The organism is Bradyrhizobium nanningense (assembly GCF_004114535.1).
GTDB classification, from domain to species: domain Bacteria; phylum Pseudomonadota; class Alphaproteobacteria; order Rhizobiales; family Xanthobacteraceae; genus Bradyrhizobium; species Bradyrhizobium nanningense.
Window position 1 is genome coordinate 330,374 of the sequence record NZ_LBJC01000024.1, and the last position, 24,081, is coordinate 354,454.

19 protein-coding genes are annotated in these 24,081 nt (G+C 65.0%); 13 read left to right on the forward strand and 6 right to left on the reverse strand.

What is annotated here, in order from left to right; all coding sequences use genetic code 11:
- Positions 1 to 66: 66 nt before the first annotated feature.
- Complete coding sequence (locus XH84_RS19085) at positions 67 to 1,647, forward strand: AMP-binding protein (RefSeq protein WP_128922738.1); 1,581 nt, start codon at positions 67 to 69, stop codon at positions 1,645 to 1,647.
- A gap of 106 nt (positions 1,648 to 1,753) precedes the next feature.
- On the opposite strand, the gene XH84_RS19090 is transcribed toward XH84_RS19085, so the two are convergent.
- From XH84_RS19090 to XH84_RS19100, 3 genes are all read right to left on the reverse strand, one after another.
- Positions 1,754 to 2,848: an HD-GYP domain-containing protein gene (locus XH84_RS19090; RefSeq protein WP_128922737.1), complete on the reverse strand. Its 1,095-nt coding sequence runs from the start codon at positions 2,846 to 2,848 to the stop codon at positions 1,754 to 1,756.
- A gap of 412 nt (positions 2,849 to 3,260) precedes the next feature.
- Positions 3,261 to 5,549: a xanthine dehydrogenase family protein molybdopterin-binding subunit gene (locus XH84_RS19095; protein WP_128922736.1), complete on the reverse strand. Its 2,289-nt coding sequence runs from the start codon at positions 5,547 to 5,549 to the stop codon at positions 3,261 to 3,263.
- Positions 5,546 to 6,037, reverse strand: a complete 492-nt coding sequence (locus tag XH84_RS19100) for a (2Fe-2S)-binding protein (protein ID WP_128922735.1) — start codon at positions 6,035 to 6,037, stop codon at positions 5,546 to 5,548. Before XH84_RS19100 ends, XH84_RS19095 begins: the two co-directional genes overlap by 4 nt.
- A gap of 319 nt (positions 6,038 to 6,356) precedes the next feature.
- On the opposite strand from XH84_RS19100, the gene XH84_RS19105 reads away from it, so the two are divergent.
- The 4 genes from XH84_RS19105 to XH84_RS19120 all read left to right on the forward strand — a co-directional run bounded on the left by XH84_RS19105 (position 6,357) and on the right by XH84_RS19120 (position 8,906).
- Complete coding sequence (locus XH84_RS19105) at positions 6,357 to 7,121, forward strand: alpha/beta fold hydrolase (RefSeq protein ID WP_128922734.1); 765 nt, start codon at positions 6,357 to 6,359, stop codon at positions 7,119 to 7,121.
- A gap of 24 nt (positions 7,122 to 7,145) precedes the next feature.
- On the forward strand, positions 7,146 to 7,487 hold the full coding sequence (locus tag XH84_RS19110) for a hypothetical protein (RefSeq protein WP_128922733.1): 342 nt from the start codon (positions 7,146 to 7,148) through the stop codon (positions 7,485 to 7,487).
- A gap of 159 nt (positions 7,488 to 7,646) precedes the next feature.
- Positions 7,647 to 8,321 (forward strand): dienelactone hydrolase family protein, encoded by a 675-nt coding sequence (locus XH84_RS19115; RefSeq protein WP_128922732.1) that lies wholly within the window; start codon positions 7,647 to 7,649, stop codon positions 8,319 to 8,321.
- Positions 8,322 to 8,423: 102 nt separating this feature from the next.
- Positions 8,424 to 8,906: a hypothetical protein gene (locus tag XH84_RS19120; RefSeq protein WP_128922731.1), complete on the forward strand. Its 483-nt coding sequence runs from the start codon at positions 8,424 to 8,426 to the stop codon at positions 8,904 to 8,906.
- A gap of 1 nt (position 8,907) precedes the next feature.
- Here the strand turns inward: XH84_RS19120 and XH84_RS19125 are convergent, their stop codons facing one another.
- The 3 genes from XH84_RS19125 to XH84_RS19135 form a co-directional block, all read right to left on the reverse strand.
- Complete coding sequence (locus XH84_RS19125) at positions 8,908 to 9,657, reverse strand: polysaccharide biosynthesis/export family protein (RefSeq protein WP_128922730.1); 750 nt, start codon at positions 9,655 to 9,657, stop codon at positions 8,908 to 8,910.
- A 254-nt stretch (positions 9,658 to 9,911) separates the two neighbouring features.
- A complete protein-coding gene (gene msrA, locus XH84_RS19130) occupies positions 9,912 to 10,568 on the reverse strand; it encodes a peptide-methionine (S)-S-oxide reductase MsrA (RefSeq protein ID WP_128922729.1) in 657 nt (218 codons plus the stop codon).
- A gap of 152 nt (positions 10,569 to 10,720) precedes the next feature.
- Positions 10,721 to 11,038 carry a hypothetical protein gene (locus XH84_RS19135; protein ID WP_028139549.1) on the reverse strand — a complete coding sequence of 106 codons (318 nt, stop codon included), beginning with the start codon at positions 11,036 to 11,038 and terminating at the stop codon, positions 10,721 to 10,723.
- Between the two features lie 378 nt (positions 11,039 to 11,416).
- Here XH84_RS19135 and rpsT point away from each other — a divergent pair, with 378 nt between their 5' ends.
- The 8 genes from rpsT (at position 11,417) to XH84_RS19185 (ending at position 24,036) form a co-directional block, all read left to right on the forward strand.
- Positions 11,417 to 11,683 carry a 30S ribosomal protein S20 gene (gene rpsT / locus XH84_RS19140; RefSeq protein ID WP_128922728.1) on the forward strand — a complete coding sequence of 89 codons (267 nt, stop codon included), beginning with the start codon at positions 11,417 to 11,419 and terminating at the stop codon, positions 11,681 to 11,683.
- A 1,260-nt stretch (positions 11,684 to 12,943) separates the two neighbouring features.
- The gene (gene dnaA / locus XH84_RS19150; protein ID WP_430641926.1) at positions 12,944 to 14,347 is read left to right on the forward strand and encodes a chromosomal replication initiator protein DnaA; all 1,404 of its coding nucleotides are present in this window, start codon (positions 12,944 to 12,946) and stop codon (positions 14,345 to 14,347) included.
- Between the two features lie 403 nt (positions 14,348 to 14,750).
- Positions 14,751 to 15,869, forward strand: a complete 1,119-nt coding sequence (gene dnaN, locus XH84_RS19155; protein WP_128922726.1) for a DNA polymerase III subunit beta — start codon at positions 14,751 to 14,753, stop codon at positions 15,867 to 15,869.
- 124 nt (positions 15,870 to 15,993) lie between these two features.
- Positions 15,994 to 17,130 (forward strand): DNA replication/repair protein RecF, encoded by a 1,137-nt coding sequence (recF, locus tag XH84_RS19160; protein ID WP_128922725.1) that lies wholly within the window; start codon positions 15,994 to 15,996, stop codon positions 17,128 to 17,130.
- A 107-nt stretch (positions 17,131 to 17,237) separates the two neighbouring features.
- Entirely contained in the window at positions 17,238 to 17,981 is a 744-nt protein-coding gene (locus XH84_RS19165; RefSeq protein ID WP_128922724.1) for a hypothetical protein, read from the forward strand.
- Positions 17,982 to 18,296: 315 nt separating this feature from the next.
- The gene (gene gyrB / locus XH84_RS19170) at positions 18,297 to 20,732 is read left to right on the forward strand and encodes a DNA topoisomerase (ATP-hydrolyzing) subunit B (RefSeq protein WP_128922723.1); all 2,436 of its coding nucleotides are present in this window, start codon (positions 18,297 to 18,299) and stop codon (positions 20,730 to 20,732) included.
- Positions 20,733 to 20,966: 234 nt separating this feature from the next.
- Positions 20,967 to 22,262, forward strand: a complete 1,296-nt coding sequence (murA, locus tag XH84_RS19175; RefSeq protein ID WP_128922722.1) for a UDP-N-acetylglucosamine 1-carboxyvinyltransferase — start codon at positions 20,967 to 20,969, stop codon at positions 22,260 to 22,262.
- A gap of 379 nt (positions 22,263 to 22,641) precedes the next feature.
- The gene (locus tag XH84_RS19185) at positions 22,642 to 24,036 is read left to right on the forward strand and encodes an MATE family efflux transporter (RefSeq protein ID WP_128922720.1); all 1,395 of its coding nucleotides are present in this window, start codon (positions 22,642 to 22,644) and stop codon (positions 24,034 to 24,036) included.
- Positions 24,037 to 24,081 lie beyond the last annotated feature (45 nt).

Here is a 24,081-nt window from a genome sequence, read left to right on the forward strand (position 1 = left end):
ATGGCAGGAAGACGCAATCATCAAGAGACGGCCGCCATCAAGATGCAGGCTGCACGGGGAGGAGCCATGCCACTTCAACAAACCACCGCCGGAATCGTGGGCCCATTCGACGGGATCGACGTGCCCTGGTTGCTCAAGATGCGCGCCGAGGTCCGGCGTGACCATCCGTTCCTGATCTGGGCGCCGTTCGATGCGCCGGCGCGGCGCTGGAGCTATGGCGCGTTTCACGAGCGGGTCGGCGCGCTCGCGGCGGGGCTGGCACGGCGCGGCGTCCGGCCTGGCGAATATGTGCTCATTCATCTGGACAATTGCATCGAGGCGATGCTGGCCTGGTTTGCCTGTGTCGAACTCGGCGCCATCGCGGTCACCACCAACACCCGCTCGGCGCCGGCCGAGATCGCGTATTTTGCCGATCATTGTGGCGCGGTCGCCGCGATCACGCAGCCGGCCTATGCGGAAATCATCGCGCAGAACTGCCGCAACATAAGCTGGATGGCGGTGACCTCGCATGATGCCGGCGCAGCACCTGCGCAAGCGACCTCGCGCGGCGACAGCTTTGAATCCCTGTACGACGATGGCGTCGACCGCCCGAAACGCGCGACCGATCCGCTGGCGCCATGCAGCGTGCAATACACTTCAGGCACGACCTCACGCCCCAAGGCCGTGCTGTGGACCCACGCCAACGCGCTGTGGGGCGCCAAGGTCAACGCCGCGCATGAGGACCTGCATGCGAGCGACGTGCATCAGGCGTACTTGCCACTGTTCCACACCAACGCGCTCGCCTACTCCATGCTGGCGACGCTGTGGGTCGGGGCGACTTGCGTGATTCAGCCGCGCTTCTCCGCCAGCCGCTTCTGGAGCGTCGCGCGCGAGCACGGCGCGACCTGGACCTCGACGATACCGTTCTGCATGAAGGCGCTGCTCGAGCAGGAGATCCCTGGAGATCACAAATTCCGTCTCTGGGGCACCGCGATCAACGAGCCGCCCGCGTTCGCCGCTTTCGGCATCAAGATGATCGGCTGGTGGGGCATGACCGAGACCATCACCCACGGCATCGTCGGCGAAGTCGATCAGCCCAACATCCCGATGTCGATCGGCCGCGCCGCTCCCGAGTATCAGATCCGCATCACCGACGATGACGGGCGGCCGACCGAAATCGGCGGCACCGGCAATCTATCGATCAAGGGCATCCCCGGCCTGTCGCTGTTCGCCGAATATCTGCACAATGAGAAGGCCACGCGCGAGAGTTTTGACGAGCACGGCTTCTTCCTCACCGGCGATCGTGTCGATCGGCTCGAGAACGGCTTCATCAAGTTCGGCGACCGCGCCAAGGACATGCTGAAGGTCGGCGGCGAGAACGTCGCGGCCTCCGAGATCGAGCAGGTGATCGCGCTCGTATCAGGCGTGCGCGAGGCCGCCGTGGTGGCGAAGCCGCACCCGATGCTGGACGAAGTGCCTGTTGTCTTCATCATCCCGCAGGGCGGCGTCGCGGGCGCCGCGCCCGATCTGCACGAGCGCGTGATGGAAGCCTGCCGCAAGGGTCTTGCCGACTTCAAGGTGCCACGCGAGATCAGGCTCGTCGACGACATGCCGCGCTCGACGCTGGAGAAGGTGGCGAAGGCGGAGTTGCGGAGGATGCTGGGGTGAGCGCGTAGGGTGGATTAGCCGAAGGCGTAACCCACCATGCTTCAGAGAATGCCGAACGAAGTTTGGTGGATTACGCCTTCGGCTAATCCACCCTACGGCATCTCGCCTAGAACGACCCCAGCGCCACCGGGCGGAACGCCTGCAGCAGCTGCTGGTCGAGCTTGCCGACCATGCCTTCCATCATGCCGAACGCGCGCGAATGCGTGAACGGCATGCGGTAGGCGCGCTTCTCGATCAGCGCGGCATAGATGTCGACGATCGTCGTCAGACGCACGATGTCGCTGATCTGGTTCGACGACAGGCCGTTCGGATAACCGCTGCCGTCGAGAAATTCGTGGTGATGCAGGATCACATCGAGCATCTCCGGCGGGAAGCCGCCTTGGACGGCGAGCGCATCATAGCCGCGGCGCGGATGCTGGCGGACCTCGGCCATCTCCTCGTCGGTGAGCTTGCCGGGCTTGTCGAGCAGCGCGGCGGGAACGAAGGCCTTACCGACGTCGTGCAGCAGCGCGGCACGGGTCAGGCGGCGCTGGTCGTCCTCGCGCATACCGAGATGCTGCGCGAAGGCGACGGCGAAGCCGGTGACGAACAGGCAGTGACGATAGCTGCCGACATGGTGGCAGCCGACCGTGGTGAGCCATTCGCGCAGCGAGGAATGCTTGATCGCCTTCAGGATCTTGCTTTCCGCGGCGATGACGTCGTCGAAGGTCAAGGGCACGCCGAGCGGCAGCTTCTCGAACATCTTCGCCAGCACCGCATGCGCCGCCTCGACGCCGCGGTTGAGCGTCTTGCCGCGGTCGGTCGCATCATAGGCGGCGGTGTCCGGGAAGGCGGCGCGAATGCGCTGCAGGATGGCGTCGGCCTGGAGCGGCCGCGAAATCGTGTCGGTGGCGCCCAGCGCCCACGCCTGCATGGTGCCGTGATGCAGCGCGTCCGCAAGCACGAACAGCCGCGGCATCGACCGATAAGCATCGCCGCGCAGCTTGTTGCGTACCCGCTGCACGCTCTCGGGCGAGCGCAGGTTGATGTCGACCACGAGCCCGGAGAGATCGCGCGAGGGCTTGTCGGGGATCTCCTGCGTCGTCACCGTCGAGACGTCGCCGACTGCCTTCAGGATGCTGGCGAGCTCGGAGCTTTCGTCGCTCCGGTCGGAGGCGAGCAGAAGCCGGCGTTTGGCGGCGGATTTGGCTGGCGCGTTCATGGCTTCCCCAAGGCGTGGGATTGGGATTTGGCCTCAAGCCTAAGCCGGATCAGGTTCTCTGGCCCTTAAGAGGCGTGCTCAATGGAACCCTGCGGAATTCGGTGCAATTTTAAGGGTTTTCGGTTCCGGGGCCGGGAACTTCAAAACCGTGAAAACAACCCCATGCACCGTAGAATGGGCTTGATGGATAAGGGGAATTTGGGACGCTTTCGCTCCCCCCTTCCGCTGTCGTCGCCCGGCTTGACCGGGCGACCCAGTATGCCAAGGCGCCGCGGAACCGAAAAGCCGCGGCGCACTGGATACCCCGCTTCCGCGGAGCATGACACCGAGATTGTGGAGACGATCTCCCAAAACAAATCCGCCGGAGGCTGCCCTCCGGCGGATCATCTCATTCGGCAATCGCAAGCTCGCCTTACGCCTTCATGCTCGCCTTCACGGCCTCCGCCGTGATCGGCAGCGCCCGGACGCGGGCACCTGAGGCGTTGAAGATGGCGTTGCCGATGGCGGGCGCGACCACGGTCACCGCGGGCTCGCCGACGCCGGTGGCCTTCTCGCCATTGGCGATCACGGCGACTTCGGGCGTCTGGCTCATGCGCAAGGGCCGGTAGCTATCGAAATTAGTCTGCTCGATGCCACCGTCCTTCAGCGTCGCCTTCTCGTACATCGCCAGCGACAGGCCCCATAGCGCCGCGCCCTCGACCTGGGCACGGATGTTGTCGGGATGCACTTGCGTGCCGACGTCGGTCGCGACCGTGAGCTTCTTCACGGTCACCGCGCCCGACGGCGCCACCGCGACATGGGCGACGCATGCCGTCCAGCTTGCGGACTCCCGTTCCTGCGACGAGACGCAGGCAACCCCCATGCCCTCGCCTTTCGGCAGCTGCTTGGTGCCGTAACCGGAGAGCCCCATCGCGGCGAGCAGCGTGTTGCGCAGCCGCTGCGCGCCGCCACCGTTCTTGCCGGCGCCGTCGAGCAGCGAGATGCGGAATTGCGCGGGATCCTTGCCCGCCGCCGCCGCGATCTCGTCGATCATGCTTTCGACCGCCCAGAAGGTCCAGCCCGGCGCCACCGAACGGAGCTGGCCCGACGGTGTGGCATTGTGCGCGAGCTCGTTCTTGATCGCGCGCACATAATGGTTGGGCACGGTGTAGAAGAAGTCGGCCCCGTTCACGGTGAAACTATCGAGCGAACCCTTCTTGTCGACAGCGGGCGATAACATATCGGGGATCCCCCAGCGCGCGGTCGGCCAGGCCGAGACCACGTCGTGGCTGAGCGCGACGAGCTTGCCGTCGCCATCCACGCCGGCCTTGACCTTCTGATAGGTGAGCGGTCGCGAGAAATCCATCGTCATGTCGTTCTCGCGCGAGTAGATCACCTTGACCGCCTTGCCGACCGCCTTCACCGCCTGCACCGCCGGGACCATCATGTCGGCATCGAGCCTGCGGCCGAAGCCGCCGCCGAGCCAATGCTGGTGCATCACGACGAATTTCGGATCGATCCCGGCGGCGCCCGCCGCGATGGCGCCGGAGCGCGTCGCGAACTGGTTGCCGGAATAGATGTGCAGGATGTCGCCCTTGAACTCCGCGGTGGCGTTCATTGGCTCAAGCGGCGCATGGATGTTGATGCTGGTGGTGTACTCGGCCTCGACCACTTTCGCCGCCGTGCCGAACGCCGCGTTGGGATCGCCGTCCTTGACGAAGAACTGGCCGGAATCCTCCAAGCCCTGAAGCCGCTTGGCTTCATCCAGCAGCGACTGGCTCGACAGCTTCGCGTTCGGACCACCGTCATAGGCGATCTTCAGCACGTCCGCCGCCTTGCGGGCGTTGGCATAGGTGTTGGCCACCGCGACGACCCAGCCGGACGTGGTTCCGGTCTTGTCGTCGAGGATGACGGCCTTCATGAAGCCGGGCACTTTCTTGGCTTCACTGTCGTCGACCGATTTCACCGTGGCGCCGAAGCGCACCGGCGGAGTCACCACCTTGCCGTAGACCATGCCCGGCAGCATCACGTCGATGCCGTACTTGGCCGTGCCGTTGGTCTTGGAGGGGATGTCGAGCTGCGGCACCGAGACGCCGATCATGGTGTACTGGTCCGGCGTCTTCAGCTTGATCGCCTTCAATTCGTCCGGCGTAAAGGTCTTCGTCGCCTTGCCGCTCTTGACGATCTCGGCAAAGGTCATCTGCTTCTTCGACTTCGGATGCGAGATCACGGAGTCGCGAACGACGAGCTGGTCCTTGAAGTAGGGCGGCAAGCCCATGGCCGCGGCGGCGGCCTCCGTCAAGGCGATGCGACCGGCCGCACCGGCCCGGCTCATCGCCTCGAAGTTCATCATCGTCGACCAGCTGCCGCCGGTGATCTGCGCGCCCAAGACCGGATCGTTGAACTTCGGATCGTTGGGGGCGAGTTGCACGCGCATGTCGCTCCACTTCGCGCCGAGTTCCTCGCAGACGATCTGCGCCATCGTCGAGGCGATGTGCTGGCCCATGTCGGCCTTGCCGCAGGTCACGGTGACGAGACCGTCCGGAGAGATCGCATACCAGACGCTCGGCTCGAAATTGGCGGGCGCCGCGGCCGACGCGGAATTAATGCCGGGGACGCCGGCATAGCCGAGCACGAGGCCGGTCGCGGCGGTGCCGACCAGGAAGGAGCGGCGGCTGAGATCCGTCGTCTCGGGGGTGACGTTCTTCACATGCTCGTTCATGTGGGCCTCCGCTCGTTGGAGGTGGTGGACGCGGTGCGCATCTCGGATGCGGCACGCATGATCGCCTTCTGAATCCGCGAATAGGTCATGCAACGGCAGAGATTGCCGTCCATGTGCGCGACGACCTCTTCCTTGGTCGGGTTGGGATTCTTCGCGAGCAGCGAGGCTGCCTGCATGATCTGCCCGGACTGGCAATAGCCGCATTGCGGCACCTGCTCGGCGATCCATGCCTTCTGCAAGGGATGATCGCCCTTGGCGGAGAGGCCTTCGATGGTGGTGATCTTCTTGCCGGCGACGTCGCCGACCATGGTCTGGCACGAGCGCACGGCTTCGCCGTTGACGTGCACGGTGCAGGCCCCGCACAACCCGGCACCGCAGCCGAACTTGGTGCCGGTCATCTGCAATTGCTCGCGGATCGCCCAGAGGAGCGGCGTGTCGTTCGCCGCATCCACGGACAGACTCCGCCCGTTGATGGTGAGAGTTGGCATAGGCGTCTTCCCCTGCCGGTGCATGAAGCCGCTTACGGCGGCAACTTGAATGGCGGACGCCCACCGGGCTGGCGCCAACCTTGGCGGCGAGAATGATCGCGTTCGGTTGCCGTGGCAAATGCAATTTGGAACGAATAGAAGAAACGGTCTCCGCACCCGCGCGTTGTGGGCCGCGCCAATGACGCCGACGCAGCTACTGGACACAACAGCGCGTGCGTCAGGCATGCGTGCCTCGGCGACTCCGGCGGTTTCCTCCGAGTAACCCAGCAGGCTAGGATGCGTGAGGAAACAACAGCAACAAACAACAAGGGTGGGCGAAATGCCTGAGATCAATCGGGACGGCGTCAATATCTACTACGAGGTTCACGGCGAGGGGCCGCCTCTGCTGCTCACGCATGGCTACTCATCGACGTCGGCGATGTGGCATGGGCAGGTCGATGCGCTCGCCAAGGAGCACAAGCTCGTCTTGTGGGACATGCGTGGCCACGGCCAGTCCGACTACCCCGATGATCCCAGGGCTTACAGCGAAGCGCTCACGGTGGGCGACATGGCCGCGATCCTCGATGCCGTCGGCGCCAAGCGCGCGATCATCGGCGGATTGTCGCTCGGCGGTTACATGTCGCTCGCCTTTTATCGCGCGCATCCCGAGCGCACCCGCGCGCTGCTGATCATCGACACCGGCCCCGGCTTCAAGAAGGACGACGCGCGCGAGGCCTGGAATGCACGGGCGTTCGCCACCGCCGACAGGCTCGATCGCGAAGGCCTCGACGTCCTGAAATCGGCAACGCGTGAGCGCGCCTCAGCCAGTCACCGCAACGCCCAGGGACTGGCGCTCGCAGCACGCGGCATGCTGACCCAGCGCGATGCCCGCGTGATCGAGCTGCTGCCCGACATCAAGGTGCCCTCGCTGATCGTGGTCGGCGCCGACGACACGCCGTTCCTGGCCGCGTCCGATTACATGGCGGCAAAAATCCCCGGCGCACAAAAGGTCGTGATCCCCGCCGCCGGTCACGCCGTCAACATCGATCAGCCCAAGGCTTTTGTTGACGCCGTCGAGCCTTTCCTGAAGAACTTGCCGGCATAGGCTCAGGCAATGGGGACGTCGACCATGATGCGAGCGATCTTCGCGGCGGGCGCAATCGCCGCGCTATCGTCGGCGGCGGCGCAGGCCGAGCCGTTCGGCGCGGTGCCGCCGCGCCGGCCCTTCGTCGCGACCTCGTCCAACAACATTCCGCTCGCCTTCGGCATGGATGCCGAACAGACCGCCCGCGCGCTCGGACAGCCGCTACAATATGTGCGCGGACGTCCCGGCAACGAGATCTACCTCGCGCTGCGCGACATCGGCGGCAGCGGCTTGATCCCCCACCGTCACCGCCTGTTCCTGCAATTCCGCCATGGCCGGCTGGCGGGATGGAAGGAAGATTACGGCGAGAACTGGATGTGGGAGTGAATCTATCCCCTCATGGTGAGGAGCGGCGTAGCCGCGTCTCGAACCATGCAGGCCCGGCCCTCGCATCTCGGCCTTGCATCCTTCGAGACGCGCGAAGGGCGCGTTCCTCAGGATGAGGGGAGAGAGTGAATTACGTTACAAAAGAGAAGGACAACCCGCGTGGGACAAGACATCAAACTGAGGGCGTCGGACAATTTCCAGCTCGGCGCCTATCGCGCTGACCCTGCAGGCGCGCCGAAGGGCGCGGTGGTGGTGATCCAGGAGATCTTTGGCGTCAATCATCACATCCGCTCGGTCTGCGATCGCCTCGCTGGCGAAGGCTATGTCGCGATCGCGCCATCGATCTTCGACCGCACCGCGCCGAACTTCCAGTCGGGCTATTCGCCCGACGAGATCGCCGAAGCGCGCAAGTTCGTCGCCAATCCCGATTGGGCCGCGATGCTGCGCGATACGCAAGCGGCAATCGATGCCGCCAGAAGCGTCGGGCCCGTGGGCATCATCGGCTTCTGTCTTGGCGGCAGCATCGCCTTTGTCGCGGCGACGCGCTTGACCGGCCTGAAGGCCGCGATCGGTTATTACGGCGGCGCCGTCGTGCGCTTTGCCGACGAGACGCCGAAGGTGCCGACGCAATTGCATTTCGGCGAGAAGGACCAAGGCATTCCCCTAAGCGACGTCGAGACCGTCAAGGCGAAGCGGCCGGACGTGGAGGTCTTCGTCTATCCTGGCGCCCAGCACGGCTTCCATTGCGACGAGCGGGCGAGCTACGACAAGACCAGCGCCGACATCGCCTGGCCGCGCAGCATGGAATTCTTCGCGACGCATTTGAAGAAGTAGCGCCCGCCTCTCTCTCCTCCCTCAGAGCGGAAATCGGGTGGGCGCAGCGTGGTGCGCGGCGATAGAGCTGGCCAGTCAAGCCAACTCACGCCGGAGATCGCCATGCAGCGAGCCATCACGCACCTCGTCATCCGCAATCCGTTTGGAACCATGGATGTCCCCTCGCCCGATGATTCCGAAGTGATGGACTATGCCGCGACGGCCACGCTGCCCGGCGATGCGGCGGACCGCAATGCGGCGGCATGGGCATCGATCGCAGCGCCATCCGATCCGATCGAGGGTCTCTGGGCGAGCCGCTGGAATGGCGGCGCCGATCCGACCATTGCCGGCGACACGCCGGACAAGTGGAAACAGGGGCGCGCGGACATCCGCATCGCGGGGAGCCGGATCTATCTGCGCTTCGACTGGGACCATGGCCACCGGCACGGGCTGATCGATGCCGCGCGCGACGGCGCGGAGCGCCTAGTCGGGAAATACATCAATTTGACCACGCCGGCGATCACCAGGCCGTGGGTCGGGCGCGTGGTCGACGCTGACAGGATCGACGGATGTTTTCCGAACGGGCGGCTGGATTTCAGGCGGTGAGCTAGAACCAGCGCTCGCCGACGAACACGGTGTCGCCAGGATTCAAGGGGGTGCCGAGCGGCACCACGGCGCGCATGGAGCCGCCTTGCTCGGTATGCGTGACGGTGACCACGTCGCGCTTGGCGCGGGGCGAGAAGCCGCCGGCGATCGCGACCGCGCTTTCGACCGTCATGTTCGGCACATAGGGATATTGGCCCGGCGCGGTGACTTCGCCGAGAATGAAGAACGGGCGATAGGATTCGATCTCGACCGCGACCGAGGGTTCGCGGATATAGCCGTTGCGCAGGCGCGCGGCGATCTCGCCGGCAAGGCCGGCGGTGGTGCGGCCGCGTGCCGGCACCGCGCCGATCAGGGGCATGGTGATGGAGCCGCCGGCATCGATGGCGTAGCTGTTGGTGAGGCCTTCCTGGCCGTAGACCACGACGCGGAGCTTGTCGCCGGCGTCGAGATGGTAGGAGGCGTCGTAGCGCACCGGCCCCGCCATCGGCGCGGCGTAGCCGACCGGCATGGGTGCGGGCGAAGCGGCAAAGGAATTGCTGAGCGCCGCGATGGCACCGCCGCCATTGTTGGCAACGACGACCGGCTGCGGAGCGCCATAAGGCTGGCCATAGGCCATCGAGTCGAGATCGGCGCGAGCTGGCATCACCGCGACGGGACCGGCGGTCTGCATGCAGCCGCCAAGGGTCAGCGCGGCGGACGCTGCCAAGGCCACTGCCGTGATCGACGATCGAAACGCGCGTGCAACTGGCACCGGACCCATCCCTCGAAACGAGACAGTTCCAGTGATGCACCGGTTATGGTTAATAAAGCGTTTGCGGGGAGCGATGACCCGACGATGCCCGCCATGCGCGCGGTACGCTCCCTCTCCCGCTTGCGGAGGGAGGGCTGGGGAGAGGGTCTCTCCACGATGGGACAGTCTCCTAGAGGAAAGAGCCCTCACCCGCATCTGCGATGCAATGCGACTTCTCCCGCAAGCGGGAGAGGTGCATCGAGTTCGCGGCTAGCTTACGCGCTCACGCCCACTCCGATCGGGCAGGACACGCCGGTGCCCCCTAAGCCGCAATAGCCGGCGGGATTCTTCGCCAGATATTGCTGATGGTAATCCTCGGCGAAATAGAATTCGCCTGATGGCGCGATCTCGGTGGTGATGGCACCGAGACCTTTTGCTGCGAGTGCCTTCTGATAGAGCGCCTTCGACTCGTCAGCCGCCTTCTTCTGCGCATCGGAAGAGGTGTAGATCGCACTTCGGTACTGCGTGCCGACGTCGTTGCCCTGGCGCATGCCCTGCGTCGGGTTGTGACTCTCCCAGAACGTCTTCAAGAGCGCCTGGTAAGAGATCTTGTTCGGATCGAACACGACCAGCACCACTTCGGTGTGGCCGGTGCGGCCCGAACAGGTCTCTTCATAGGTCGGGTTCGGCGTGTGGCCGCCGGCATAGCCGACAGCGGTGGTGTAAATGCCATCGCCGAGCTCCCAGAATTTCCGTTCGGCGCCCCAGAAGCAGCCGAGCCCGAACACCGCTTGCTCGAGGCCGGCGGGATAAGGCGGCTTGAGCCTGCTGCCGTTGACGAAATGGGTGGTCGCGGTCGGAATGGCCTGCGCACGGCCGGGCAGCGCGTCAGCTGCGCTCGGCAATGCGGTGGTCTTGCGCATGAACAGCATGATGGGTCTCCGAAACGAGCCGTCCGTCGCCTGAGCCAGATGCTCGAGGCGGCGTGCTCGCGATCAGGTGGGAATATAGCGATCTACGTGAGCGTGGGCAGAGTTGTTACGCCGCGCGCCGCGCAGCGCTCAATCCCGGCGGGAATTGAGGATCAATCCCGGGAATAGCCGATTAGCGGTTTCCGCGGCCGGAACAGGATCATCAGCAGGATGCCGAGAATGCCGAGGACGGCGAAGACCGGCTGATCCAGCAGCAGGCGGATCACGGAGGTCCAGAGCCAGGGCGCCTTGGCCTCGACCCAGGTGCGGAAGGCCGACTGGCTGGCCTGATTGATGTCGTTCCAGAACTGGCCGAACCGGGTGAACTTCAGGGTCTGGTCGGCCACCCAGCGGGCGCCGTCATAGACCATGAAGATGAACCCGCCGGCGAGCAGCAACAGCCCAATCAGTCGGAAAAAGCCGCGGATCATGCCTCACCTTATATGGTCGCCCGATCGGAGGACCCGATATAACGCCGCCAGCCAATAGCCGGGCGACGGCAGAAATTCAACCTCTTCAGGGCGTTACGGCGCCCCCTGGAGCGCCCTGAGGCCGCTTTTCCGGCCCAGAAAGCGTTGACGGTGCCGAAGACCCTCTCTATAAGGGCGCCAACTGGCGGCGGGCGCAATCCTGCCGCCGCTGTTCTTTGAGCAGTTGCAGGCTCCTTGAGCTTAGAGCTCTATGAGGCCTCATGTTCCCGGGACGGCCCAGCAACCGAACACCCTAAATCCGAGCGTCGATTACGCGGTCAAGCAAGCCGGCGCTACCCGACCAAGACGCGACCGGTACCCGCAAAGGATATTGAGACCATGGCCAATACCACTTCCGCCAAGAAAGCGACGCGCAAGATCGCCCGCCGCACCGCCGTCAACAAGTCGCGCCGCACCCAGATGCGCGGTGTCGTGCGGACCGTCGAGGAAGCCATCGCCACCGGCGATCGCGCCGCAGCCGTGAAGGCGCTGGCGAATGCCGAGCCCGCGTTGATGCGTGCCGCGCAGCGCAACATCATTCACAAGAACAACGCCAGTCGCAAAGTCTCGCGCCTCACCGCGCAGATCGCCAAGCTCGCCAAGTAAGCTCGGCAAGTCAGGGCGGATCGATCGGTCGACTGATCGATCGAACATCGCACGCGTCAAACAGCCCGGCATCGCGCCGGGCTTTTTTGTTGCCTGTCATATTCACGGAAAGGCGACACGCACGATCGATCTTCGATTGGAAGGTTCGCATCGCCTGCGCTATTCTTCGTTCCGTAGTTCTACCTGCCGCTGAGTTGCAACAGCGGAAACTTTCACTGCATTGCGAAAAGTGCTGTGCTGCGGGCCCGAATTGAATCCGCAGGCGACGAAAGTTCTACACACCGTAGATTCACAGGAGCGCATGCAGCGTGGGAGTTACCCTGTGAAACGAGACTCAAAAAACGATGTCTCGCTAATCACTTATCAACATAGCGACCGCAAGCATTTGGAAAATTCGTCCCGCGCGTCGAGTGCATGACGAAATTGTAAAAAAAATTGGCGGTGGCGGAGAATTGTCACATGAGGTCTGGCGTTCTCGATTCTGTGCACGAATCCAAAAACTTGCTCCGAAGCCTGTGCACAAGTCGCGCGCGACGTTAACCGAGGTCAAGTTTTTTGATGCCTCAAGTGTGAATCAATTCCGTTGCGAGTCTTTCCGCTTAGTGTATTCCTTAGGTCGTCAGCGGCGCCCACGATCTTCAGACCAGCGCGGTTTAGGAAACGGGGCGAGCGTGCAAATCGGCGGCGGTGTGCACGTAGGCGACGCTTCAACAAGCGATGTCGGTTCACAACCCATAGCAATATGGGAATGGTAGCTGTTTGTCTGAATGTCTCCAAGCGGGATCTTCCCGCCTCGTGCCAAGCGCATATGAGGGACATCGCAAAGCTACCCCGGCACGCAAGGCGGCGAAGTCGAACGGACGATTAGTACACGGGCAGGCATCCGCGACATCGTAAGCCGCGGCTGTCTTTTGGACACGCAGGACCTTGTCGTGAGTAATCACGGCAGGACGGGGAGGTATCATGTCTTACGGACTCAACGCGGTATTGAAGCACGTCTCCAATTCGAACGATGCCGGTTTAGATCAGTCCGACCTCCAGCCCCCCGCGTGTGACGGAGCGCCGAGTACGCGCTGACCTCGCGAACCCTCCATCTCTGACATCGCTGACCGGACGCGGCGTTCTCGCCGAGCGGCCGAGCTATGCCTGACGATGGACTCGCTCTGAGGTCGCACCATGACAGAAACCCTGACAGCAGGAACTCTTCATGGCGCTCACCACGCAACTAAATCTCTCAAGAGAAGTTTTCTGACGATGACAATGGAACAGGATCGCTGGTCACGCGTGAAGGGTCGGCTGCGCTCGAGCGTTGGCGAGGACGTTTACACGAGCTGGTTTGCACGCATGGATCTGGAAGGCGTGCAGGACGAGAGCGTGCGGCTCTCGGTGCCGACGCGCTTCCTGAAGAGCTGGATCCAGGCCCATTATGCCGAGCGCGTGCTGTCGTGCTGGCAGGCCGAGATGCCGGAAGTGCATCGCATCGATCTCACCGTCCGCTCCGCGGTGCGCCCGGTGGCGCAGCCGAAGGAAGCACCAGTGCCGGTCGAGACGCGACGTATGCCGACGCCGGAGCTGCGCTCGACCGCGACGGCGCCGGTCTCGGCCAATCATGACGCGCTCGGCGGCTCGCCGCTCGATCCGCGCCTGACCTTCGCGAGCTTCGTCGTCGGCCGCTCCAACACGCTGGCGCATGCGGCTGCGCGTCAGGTCGCGGAAGGCCGCCGCGGCGACCCCGTGATGTTCAACCCGCTCTACATCCATGCCGGCGTCGGGCTCGGCAAGACGCATCTGCTGCAGGCGGTGACCTGGGCCGGCAATTCCGGCAATGAGCGCAAGGTGCTGTACCTGACTGCGGAAAAGTTCATGTACGGCTTCGTCGCCGCGCTGAAGACGCAGACGGCGCTGGCCTTCAAGGAGGCGCTGCGCGGCATCGACGTGCTCGTGATCGACGACCTCCAATTCCTGCAGGGCAAGTCGACCCAGGCCGAGTTCTGCCACACGCTGAACGCGCTGATCGACGCCGGCCGCCAGGTCGTGATCGCGGCCGACCGTCCGCCGTCCGATCTCGAAAGCCTCGACGACCGCGTGCGCTCGCGGCTTGCCGGCGGCCTCGTTGTCGAGATGGGCTCGCTCGGCGAGGAGCTGCGCCACGGCATCCTCAAGTCGCGCGTCGCGGCCGCCCGCGCCCATCACGCGACGTTCGAGGTGCCGGAGGAGGTGCTGCATTATCTGGCGCGCACCATCACCCATAACGGCCGCGACCTCGAAGGCGCGATCAACCGTCTGCTCGCTCACTCGAAACTCAACAACCGGCCGGTGACGCTGGAGATGGCGGAGCACGAGGTGCGTGACCTGGTGCGGCCGCAGGAGCCGAAGCGGATCAAGATCGAGGACATCCAGCGCGTGGTGGCCCGGCAGTATAATGTCAGCCGCTCCGACCTGCTCTCCTCGCGCCGCACCGCCAACGTGGTGCGCCCGCGCCAGGTCGCGATGTATCTCGCCAAGACCCTGACCCTGCGCTCGCTCCCCGAGATCGGCCGCCGCTTCGGCGGACGCGACCACACCACGGTGCTGCACGCCGTGCGCAAGATCGAGGCCCTGGTCTCCAAGGACAATGCGCTGTCGGAGGAAGTGGAGTCGCTGAAGCGCCAGCTTCAGGAATAAACGCCTATCCGTTTTCACCTCTCCCCGCTTGAGAGGTCGGAATGCGCGCGCAGCGCGGATTCCGGTGAGGGGGTACAGATCCAACGACCGCCTCACCCGCGGAGAGAGGCCCCTCACCCCACCCCTCTCAGGGCGAGCGAAGCTCGTCCCGGCCCCGTAAGAACGGGGCGAGGGAGCGCAGCTGTGCCCGGGCGACGGCTCTCGTTTTGGGCGGGTAAATCGTGGGGAACTGCCTCCGATCTCTTGAAACCGGGGGCCATCCAAGCCACCTTGCGCGACCCTGACAGCTTTGGTCATATCGGCTGGATGATCCGGCTTTCCGGGGTCTTCGGTGCCGTGGCGCGCGTCCCGCCGCCCGGCGTTCTCAACGTTGTGTTTCCTTGGGGATCGGGCGAGTAGTGCAATGAAGGTTACGGTCGAACGCGCGCAACTCCTGAAGTCGCTGGGCCATGTCCACCGCGTCGTCGAGCGCCGCAACACGATTCCGATCCTCGGCAACGTGCTGGTCCGGGCCGAGAACGCCAAACTGTCGCTGAAGGCGACCGACCTCGACCTCGAGGTGACGGAAACGCTGCCCGCGGAAACCGCGACCGCGGGCTCCACCACGGTGCCGGCGCACATGTTCTACGACATCGTGCGCAAGCTGCCGGATGGCTCGCAGATCGTGCTGGAGGCGGATGGCGACCGCGCCGTACTGGCGATCCGCGCCGGCCGCTCGCGCTTCACCCTGCAGACGCTCCCCGAGAACGACTTCCCGGATCTGGCCGCCGGCGACATGTCGCATTCCTTCTCGCTCGCCGCCAAGGACGTCAAGCGGCTGATCGACCGCACCCAGTTCGCGATCTCCACCGAAGAGACGCGCTATTACCTCAACGGCATCTATCTGCACGCGGCCGGCACGGCCAAGGCCGCGACCCTGCGCGGCGTCGCCACCGACGGCCACCGCCTCGCCCAGCTCGATTTGGTGCAGCCCAAGGGCGCCGAGGGCATGCCCGGCGTGATCGTGCCGCGCAAGACGGTCGGCGAGGTGCAGCGCCTGATCGAGGACACCGACGCCGAGATGACGATCGAGCTGTCGCAGGCAAAAATCCGCTTTACGATCGGCAACGTCGTGCTGACCTCGAAACTGATCGACGGCACCTTCCCCGATTACGGCCGCGTCATTCCGCAGGGCAACGACAAGGAGCTCGTCGTCGACAAGAAGGACTTTGAGAACGCGGTCGACCGCGTCTCGACGATTTCGAGCGAGCGGGGCCGCGCGGTCAAACTGTCGCTGTCGCCGGGTAAGCTGGTGCTGTCGGTGACCAATCCGGATTCCGGCAGCGCGACCGAAGAGCTCGAGGTCGAATACGCCTCCGACGCCCTCGATATCGGCTTCAACTCCCGCTACCTGCTCGACATCGCCGCCCAGATCGAAGGCGACGTCGCCACGCTCAAGCTCGCCGACCCCGGCTCGCCGACCCTGGTGCAAGACCGCGACGACAAGAGCGCGCTGTACGTGCTGATGCCGATGCGGGTGTGAGACCTAGCGGCATCCAGACCTGTTACTACATCGTCATGGCCGGGCTCGTCCCGGCCATCCACGTCTTCAGAGCCAAGAACGTGGATGCCCGGCACAAGGCCGGGCATGACGGAAAACGGATCTCATGACTCCCTCCCGCATTCACCGCCTGACGCTGACGCATTTTCGTAATTACCGGGCGGCGGGGCTCGAGACGGCGGCTGACCTGGTGGCGCTGGTCGGGCCGAACGGGGCGGGCAAGACCAATTGCATCGAGGCGATCTCGTTCCTGTCGCCGGGGCGGGGCTTAAGGCGCGCCACGCTGGAAGACGTCGCCGACAACCAGGGCGACGGCTCCTGGGCGGTATCGGCGCAGGTCGAGGGCGCGCTGGGGCTGGCGACGCTCGGCACCGGCATCGATGCGCCGCGGCCCGACAACGCGGTGAGCCGGCGCTGCCGCATCGACCGCGAGCCGGTGGGGTCGGCGGCAGCCTTCGGCGACCACATCCGCATGGTGTGGCTGACGCCGGCGATGGACGGGCTGTTCATGGGCGCGGCGTCCGAGCGGCGGCGCTTCTTCGACCGCCTGGTGCTCGCCATCGACAGCGAGCATTCCAGCCGCATCAACGCGCTGGAGCGCTCCCTGCGCTCGCGCAACCGGCTGCTCGAGACCCGCAATTACGACGATCATTGGTGTGACGCGATCGAGCGCGAGACCGCGGAGCTTGCGGTCGCGGTCGCGGCGACGCGCGGCCAGACCGCAGCTCGGCTGACCGGCATGCTCAACGCGCGCGCGCAGGCTTCCGCGTTTCCGTCCGCGCAAATCGCGCTCGATGGCTGGATGGAGAACGCGCTGCTGAGCGAGACCGCGACGTCGGTCGAGGACCGCTACCGCCAGATCCTGCGCGACAACCGTCCCCGCGATGCCATCGCCGGCCGCACCACCGACGGCCCGCATCTCACCGACCTCCAGGTGATCTATGCACCGAAGAGCATGCCGGCGCGCGACGCCTCGACCGGCGAGCAGAAGGCGCTGCTGATCGGCCTCGTGCTGGCGCATGCGAGCCTCGTTGCCGAGATGACCGGCATCGTGCCGCTGCTGCTGCTCGACGAGGTCGTGGCGCATCTTGATCCGAGCAGGCGCGCCGCGCTGTTCGACGAGCTGAAGAAGCTCGGCGCGCAGGTCTGGCTGACCGGCGCGGACCCGGCGGCCTTCGCCGAGATTGGCGCAGGTGGCGAAGTGTTTGACGTCGAGAGCGGACGAGTCTCGGCCCGAACGTAGAAGCGGCATTGAACCCGCTCGTTTCCGTCAGCGACTAGCTGCTTGAGGCCGTAACACGCGGCCATCGCGCGACTATCTTGGACACGCGATATCCTTGGAGCATTGGCATGACGACGCTGAGGCATGGGGCGCAAGCTCCGGCACGATGGCAGCTGTTTGCGTGTGGCCTTGCGCTTCTCGCAAGCTGCCTGCTCGCGGCAAGTGCCGGCGCCCTGGTCTCCAATCTGCCGCCGCTGTTCTCGGCCGCGCTCACGCCGGATCCCGCGGCCAGACTGCCTGCGCCAACCCGCTACCTCTATCGCGGCACCCACACCACCGTGATGCCCGGCATCGAAGCCCCGCTCCGCACCAGGCTCGAAACCACCGTGCCTGCAGAGCTCGGCGACGTCCTCACCTTCTATCGCACCGAGCTCGGAAAGCTCGGCTGGCAGCAGAAGCCCGATGGCGCGGTGATCGCAGCCGACCACGCCCAGCTCGCCTTCGCCTCCCCGCTCGGGCCCGCCGCACTGGAGCTCGCCCGCAAGGGCGGCAGCACCTCGGTTCATCTCGTGCAGAAGAACGCCGAGGCGGCGACCCGGGCGAACGTCCTGCCCGAGCCCGACCAGGCGAAACTGGTGTTCAGCAATATCAGCGGGACGGACGCCGTGCTCACGATCGACGCGCGGACCGTCAGGCGTACCGCCGGCGCCCACGCGGTCTCACTGGATCTGGCGCCCGGCAGATATTCCTACGAACTGCGCGTGCCGGACCGCTCCGCCACCACGAATGTCCTCACCATTGCCGCCGGCGATGCCTGGGAGCTCACGGTCGGGCGCGACGGAGACGCCTGGCCACCGCTGCAGTTGTATTGAAGGCTTCTGAGGCTTCGGCGAGCTTTGAATCTCACGGGACCAAAGACCCGGACCAGCCTTTTCCAGGCGCCCCGGCCCCTCCTACCGCCCGCAAAACCACGCCTTTCGAAGCCCCAAAACGCCCCTCGAATCGCTTTTTTGCAGCGCCCTAAATCGGCCTCGAGAAGGCTTGAAAACTCGCCAGAAAACCCTATTTATTCAAAGGGTTGCGGCGGCATACTTTGCGCTAGGCGCAATCCCGCTTTCATGGCACAAATAGCTCGCAAATCAGCGCCTTCTGCGCGGCTGATTCGGGCGACATCTCGAAGGCATCTCATGACTGAACCTGCTCGGCAGCCCGCTGCCGAAAACGAGCCCTCCAATCCGAACGAATACGGTGCGGAATCGATTCGCGTGCTCAAGGGTCTCGATGCCGTCCGCAAGCGCCCCGGCATGTATATCGGCGACACCGACGACGGCTCGGGCCTGCACCACATGGTCTACGAGGTCGTCGACAACGCGATCGACGAGGCGCTGGCGGGCCACGCGACGCGCGTCGACGTGATTCTCAACGCCGACAATTCCGTTACCGTGCGCGACGACGGCCGCGGCATTCCCGTCGACATCCACAAGGGCGAAGGCATCTCGGCAGCCGAGGTCATCATGACCCAGCTGCACGCCGGCGGAAAGTTCGACCAGAATTCCTACAAGGTTTCCGGCGGCCTGCACGGCGTCGGCGTCTCCGTCGTCAACGCGCTGTCGAGCAAGCTTGGCTTGCGGATCTGGCGCGACAACAAGGAGCATTATATCGAGTTCGCCCATGGCGATGCCGTCGCGCCGCTGAAGGTCGTCGGCGATGCGCCGGGCAAGCGCGGCACCGAAGTGACGTTCTTGGCTTCGACCGAGACCTTCAAGAACATCGAATATGATTTCGCCACGCTCGAGCATCGCCTGCGCGAGCTCGCCTTCCTCAATTCCGGCGTCAACATCGCCCTCTCCGACATGCGTCACGCGGTCGAGAAGCGCGAGGAGATGCACTATTCCGGCGGCGTCGAGGAATTCGTCAAATATCTCGACCGCAACAAGAAGGCGATCGTGCCGGCCCCGATCATGGTGCGCTCGGAAGCCAACGGTATCGGCGTCGAGGCGGCTTTGTGGTGGAACGACAGCTACCACGAGAACGTGCTGTGCTTCACCAACAACATTCCGCAGCGCGACGGCGGCACCCATCTGGCCGGTTTCCGCGGTGCGTTGACGCGCCAGGTCAACGGCTATGCCGACGCCAACGCCAAAAAGGAAAAGATCGCGCTGACCGGCGACGATTGCCGCGAAGGTCTCACCGCCGTTTTGTCGGTGAAGGTGCCCGATCCGAAATTCTCGTCGCAGACCAAGGACAAGCTGGTGTCCTCGGAAGTGCGACCCGTGGTCGAGAACGTGCTCAACGAGGCGCTGCAGGCCTGGTTCGAGGAGCACCCGTCCGAGGCCAAGATGATCGTCGGCAAGGTGATCCAGGCCGCCGCGGCCCGCGAAGCCGCGCGAAAGGCGCGTGAGCTGACCCGCAAGAGCCCGCTCTCGGTCTCCTCGCTGCCGGGCAAGCTCGCTGACTGCCAGGAGAAGGATCCGGCCAAGTCAGAACTGTTCATCGTCGAGGGCGACTCGGCAGGCGGCAGCGCCAAGCAGGGCCGTAACCGCGAATTCCAGGCGGTGCTGCCGCTGCGCGGCAAGATCCTCAACGTTGAACGCGTCCGCCCCGACAAGATGCTCTCATCCGAGCAGATCGGCACGCTGATCACCGCGCTCGGCACCGGCATCAGCGACGAGTTCTCGATCGAGAAGCTGCGCTATCACAAGATCATCGTGATGACCGACGCCGACGTCGACGGCGCCCACATCCGCACGTTGCTCCTGACCTTCTTCTACCGGCAGATGCGCGACATCATCGACGGCGGCTATCTCTATATCGCCCAGCCGCCGCTCTATAAGGTCTCACGCGGCAAGTCCGAGCAGTATCTGAAGGACGAGCGAGCGCTGGAAGACTATCTGATCGACGCCGGCCTCGACGACTGCGTCTTCATTCCCGGCACCGGCGGCGACCGCATCGGCCGCGACCTGCGCTCGCTGGTCGACGACGCGCGCGTGGTCCGCAGCATTTTGCGCAATCTGCACAGCCGCTATAACCGCAAGGTCATCGAGCAGGCCGCCATCACCGGCGTCCTGAACAAGGCGATCTACGGCGATCCCGAGAAGGCCGCGGCCGCCGCACAGTACATCGCGGGCCGGCTGGACAACCAGGCCGAGGAGGTCGAGCGCGGCTGGATCGGGCAATACGTGGAGGGCCAGGGCTTCCAGTTCGAGCGCACCGTACGAGGCGTCAAGGAAGCCGCTGTCATCGACGACGCCTTCCTGGGGTCCGCCGAGGCACGCAAGCTCGACGAGTACACGGTGAAGCTTCAAGACGTTTATGCCCGCCCCGGCAACCTGCGGCGCAGGGATGTCGAGCACATGGTCTACGGCCCGGTCGACCTGTTCGAGGCGGTCACCGATGCCGGCCGCAAGGGCATCGCGCTGCAGCGCTATAAAGGCCTGGGCGAGATGAACCCGGAGCAGCTCTGGGAGACGACGCTCAACACCGACGTCCGCTCGCTCTTGCAGGTGAAGGTCAAGGAGGTCGACGAGGCCGACGACATCTTCACCAAGCTGATGGGCGACGTGGTCGAGCCGCGCCGCGACTTCATCCAGGAACATTCGCTGAGCGCGACGATCGATATTTGAGGCCTTTGGCTTCAGGTGCGATCTCCTGGCCATGGGCGTGTCGCTGCTGATCGTCATCCTTTATGTGGTAGCGAATATCATCGGCTTGTTCTAAACGCCTGACGCAGCGGGCCTGTTCAAGGCCAATGAGCGGCTTCCGCCGCGACAAGTGCAGAATTGCTACCCTGCTCAATTCTCGGTAGTTTCCGCTCCCGAAGCAGCCCGCCCCAACGCAACAGGACAGCGAGAAACCCCGTGGCGCCCATCCAATACATCGTCGAGGGCGGTCACCGGCTCTCGGGCTCGATCGAGCCATCCGGCAACAAGAATTCGGCGCTGCCGATCATCGCCGCCGCCCTGCTCACCGAACACCCGGTGACGCTGGAGAACGTGCCGCGGATCCGCGACACCGAGACGCTGGTCGAGCTGATCCGCTCGGTCGGCGCGTCCGCGGAATGGACCGCTCGCAACACGCTTCACATCCACGCCAAGAGCATCCGCGCCGCCGATCTCGACCCCGAGCTGTGCGTGCGGATCCGCGCCTCGATCCTGCTCGCCGGCCCCCTGCTCGCGCGCTGCGGCGAAGTGATGCTGCCGCCACCGGGCGGCGACGTCATCGGCCGCCGCCGGCTCGACACCCACGTGCTGGCGCTGGAGCAGCTGGGAGCAAAAGTCACCGCGACCGATCGGCTCGAATTCCGCGCGCCCAAGCTTGCCGGCGCGGACGTGTTCCTGGACGAGCCGAGCGTGACCGCGACGGAGAACGCGCTGGTCGCGGCGGTCGCCGCCGACGGTGTCACCATTTTGCGCAATGCGGCCTCCGAGCCGCATGTACAGGACCTCGCCAACTTCCTGGTCGCGCTCGGCGCCAAGATCGAGGGCATCGGCACCAACACCATGATCGTGTACGGGCCGGCGACGCTGGGAGAAGCGACCTACCGGATCCAGCCCGACCATATCGAGGTCGGCTCGCTGATCGGCCTTGCCGCGGTGACGCGCTCTCCCTTACGCATCACGCGCGCCGGCGTCGAGCATCTGCACTCGATCCGCATGGGGTTCGAGCGGCTCGGCATCGTCTGCCGCATCGAGGGCGACGATCTCATCGTGCCGTCCAATCAAACATTGAAGATCCAGGACGATTTCGGCGGCCACGTGCCGAAGCTGGAGGACCAGCCCTGGCCAGCGTTCCCCGCCGATCTGATGTCGATCGCGATCGTCACCGCTACGCAATGCGAGGGCGTCATCCTGATGTTCGAGAAGATGTTCGAATCCAGGATGTTCTTCGTCGACAAGCTGATCGCGATGGGCGCGCGCATCGTGCTGTGCGATCCGCACCGCGCGATCATCGCCGGTCCGAGCCGTCTGCACGGCGCAACCATGACCTCGCCCGACATTCGGGCCGGCATGGCGATGCTGCTCGCGGCCGTGTGCGCCCAGGGCACCTCCACCATCAACAACGCCGACCAGATCGAGCGCGGCTACGAGCGCATCGAGGAACGGCTGAATGCGCTGGGCGCGAAGATCAAGCGCGTGCCGGAGCGGAAGGGCTGATCTTCGCCTCTCCCCGCTTGCGGCAGGGTAATCGCATTTGAACATTCAGCAGAGGTCGTCATGCCCGAGCTTGTCCCGGGCATCACGTTCTTTGTGCTGCGTGGAAAGGCGTGGATGGCCGGGACAAGCCCCGGCCACGACGCTGTGGGTACTGTCGGTGCCCCCAGCCCACACCTCATATGCGATTGCCCTGCCGCGTGCGGGGAGAGGCCGGAATTTGCGAGAGCAAATTCCGGGTGAGGGGGACTCTCCGCGAGTCCAACTGCCATCTTTTCTGCGGAAACAGCCCCTCACCCAAACCCTCTCCCCGTAAGAACGGGGAGAGGGAGAAGAAGCGTCGGGCCATGTTTTCGTCGCGCGGCCGTGCTATTGAGCCGCCATGCTCGACACCGTGCAACATCGTGCGCAGCCGCAGGCCGGCGTGCCGCAAAACCATCTCGCGCAGGAATTCGTCGAGACGCTGCGGCTGGCCGTGCCGCTGATGCTGACGCAGCTCGGACAGATCGCAATGATCACGACCGATCTCGCGCTGATCGGGCGGCTCGGCGAGGATGCGGTGGCCGCGGCGGCGCTGGCCCACACGGTCTATTTCGTCAGCTTCACCTTCGGGCTCGGATTGATGGCCGCGGTGTCGCCGCTGGCGGCGCAGGCATTCGGTGCCGGCGACGTCAGGCTGATCCGGCGCTCCTTGCGTGTCGGACTATGGGTCGCGTTGCTGATCTCACTGCCGATGATGGCCTCGCCGCTCTATGGCGAGCAGATCCTCCTCGCGCTGGGACAGGCGCCGCAGCCAGCCGCGCTGGCGCAGCGCTATCTCAATGGCCTCGCCTGGGGCATCGCGCCGGCGCTCGGCTTCATCGCGCTGCGCAGCATGATGAGCGCGGTGAACCGGCCGCAGCCGCCGCTGTGGATCACGCTGGCGGCGATCCCGGTCAATGCCGTGCTGGTCTACGCCCTGATCCACGGCCTGTTCGGCCTGCCGGAGCTCGGCCTGTTCGGCGCGGGACTTGCGACCACGATCGTCAACCTCGGCACGTTCGTCGCGACCCTTGCCATCGCGGGGCTGCGCAAGCCGTTTTCGGACTATCGCCCGCTCGCCCGCCTGTGGCGGATCGACTGGCCTCTGATGCGGCAGCTGATCGCGCTCGGCGCACCGATCTCGTTTTCACTGCTGCTGGAATACGGCCTGTTCTCCTCGGCCGCGCTGCTGATGGGATTGATCTCGACCACCGCGATTGCCGCGCATCAGATCGCGCTGCAGGTCACCGCCGTGCTGTTCATGGTGCCGCTCGGCATCGGCATGGCGGCGACGGTGCGGGTCGGCCACGCCTTCGGCCGCGGCGACCCGGCCGCGGTGAAGCGCGCGGGGCTGGCCGCCGCCGTGCTCGGTATCGCGCTCGTGTCGGCGCTGACGCTCGCCATCATTCTCGGTCGTTATCAGCTGGGGCGATTGTTCTTCGGCAGCAATGAAGCCAGCGCGCCTACGGTCGCGCTGACCGCGACGCTGCTGCTGGTCGGCGCCACCTTCTTCATCGCCGACGGTCTCCAGACCATCATGGGCGGCGCGCTGCGTGGCATCAACGACACCAGGATGACTCTGCTGTTCGCGGCGATCGGCTATTGGGGCATCGCCTTTCCCGTCGCCTGGGTGCTGGCATTCCATGCCGGGCTCGGCGCGGTCGGCGTCTGGATCGGATTCTCGGTCGGCACCTTCGTCTATGCCGGGCTATTGATCTTGCGCTTCCGGATGCTGACGCGCAGACTGGCGGGATGACGGCGACAGTCCACGAAGTCATGCCCTTCCACAAGCTAGTCGTCC

Bases quoted from the DNA above. Each gene is read 5' to 3' on its own strand.
- XH84_RS19085 (WP_128922738.1), top strand. From the start codon at position 67: ATGCCACTTCAACAAACCACCGCCGGAATCGTGGGCCCATTCGACGGG.
- XH84_RS19090 (WP_128922737.1), bottom strand. From the start codon at position 2,848: ATGAACGCGCCAGCCAAATCCGCCGCCAAACGCCGGCTTCTGCTCGCC.
- XH84_RS19095 (WP_128922736.1), bottom strand. From the start codon at position 5,549: ATGAACGAGCATGTGAAGAACGTCACCCCCGAGACGACGGATCTCAGC.
- XH84_RS19100 (WP_128922735.1), bottom strand. From the start codon at position 6,037: ATGCCAACTCTCACCATCAACGGGCGGAGTCTGTCCGTGGATGCGGCG.
- XH84_RS19105 (WP_128922734.1), top strand. From the start codon at position 6,357: ATGCCTGAGATCAATCGGGACGGCGTCAATATCTACTACGAGGTTCAC.
- XH84_RS19110 (WP_128922733.1), top strand. From the start codon at position 7,146: ATGATGCGAGCGATCTTCGCGGCGGGCGCAATCGCCGCGCTATCGTCG.
- XH84_RS19120 (WP_128922731.1), top strand. From the start codon at position 8,424: ATGCAGCGAGCCATCACGCACCTCGTCATCCGCAATCCGTTTGGAACC.
- msrA (WP_128922729.1), bottom strand. From the start codon at position 10,568: ATGCTGTTCATGCGCAAGACCACCGCATTGCCGAGCGCAGCTGACGCG.
- XH84_RS19135 (WP_028139549.1), bottom strand. From the start codon at position 11,038: ATGATCCGCGGCTTTTTCCGACTGATTGGGCTGTTGCTGCTCGCCGGC.
- rpsT (WP_128922728.1), top strand. From the start codon at position 11,417: ATGGCCAATACCACTTCCGCCAAGAAAGCGACGCGCAAGATCGCCCGC.
- dnaA (WP_430641926.1), top strand. From the start codon at position 12,944: ATGGAACAGGATCGCTGGTCACGCGTGAAGGGTCGGCTGCGCTCGAGC.
- dnaN (WP_128922726.1), top strand. From the start codon at position 14,751: ATGAAGGTTACGGTCGAACGCGCGCAACTCCTGAAGTCGCTGGGCCAT.
- recF (WP_128922725.1), top strand. From the start codon at position 15,994: ATGACTCCCTCCCGCATTCACCGCCTGACGCTGACGCATTTTCGTAAT.
- XH84_RS19165 (WP_128922724.1), top strand. From the start codon at position 17,238: ATGACGACGCTGAGGCATGGGGCGCAAGCTCCGGCACGATGGCAGCTG.
- gyrB (WP_128922723.1), top strand. From the start codon at position 18,297: ATGACTGAACCTGCTCGGCAGCCCGCTGCCGAAAACGAGCCCTCCAAT.
- XH84_RS19185 (WP_128922720.1), top strand. From the start codon at position 22,642: ATGCTCGACACCGTGCAACATCGTGCGCAGCCGCAGGCCGGCGTGCCG.